Origin of the sequence: Aphanothece microscopica RSMan92 (genome assembly GCF_046613545.2) — a bacterium.
Taxonomy (GTDB): domain Bacteria; phylum Cyanobacteriota; class Cyanobacteriia; order PCC-6307; family Cyanobiaceae; genus NIES-981.
On the sequence record NZ_JBKKKY020000395.1, the window covers coordinates 1 to 538 of the forward strand.

The window sequence follows — 538 nt, forward strand, 5'->3', positions numbered from 1 at the left end:
CGGCCGTGTTCGAGATGTAGACGTCGATGCCTTCACTTGCGGATGGCCAGTGTGCTCGCCATTGCGCTATCTGCGATGTCTGGTTGTGCGAGTCAGGGGCAGCGCAACGGTGAATACTCTACTGACGTATCCGAACTCGAGCCCCTCGAGGGCAAGTACGGATTCGAGAATCCGGATGTGTACCAACTGATTCTCCCGCTAGACGCTTTGGCGCCTTCGGAGGCCGAAGTTGCGGCGATAGATCATGCTCCTCAGGAGGCGATCAGTGCATACATGGCACGACTCGGGTTCGACTATGAGCCGCTACCTGCCAGCGAACCGAGATTCAGTGCTATGACTCGCCGCTACGGAATAGGATCCATGTCCGATGCTCAGAACATGGGCTACGCCAGGCCGCCGGAGACGGACGCCGCCCGGGCCGCCGATGTACGCAGGTCAGCGTTGAGAGCCAACCTCTCCGAGGCAGCTGGTGAAGCGCTTTATGGATCTGAACCAGATGGACAAGGCTGTCTGGACGTGGGGTTCGAAGAGACCTTCG

Annotated in this window: 1 protein-coding gene; it reads left to right on the top strand. The window is 59.1% G+C overall.

Features of this window, described 5'->3' with window-relative positions:
* Positions 1-42: 42 nt before the first annotated feature.
* Positions 43-538, top strand: a 496-nt coding sequence (locus ACLD7X_RS18195) for a hypothetical protein (RefSeq protein ID WP_411425094.1), incomplete at its 3' end; no start/stop codon positions are given.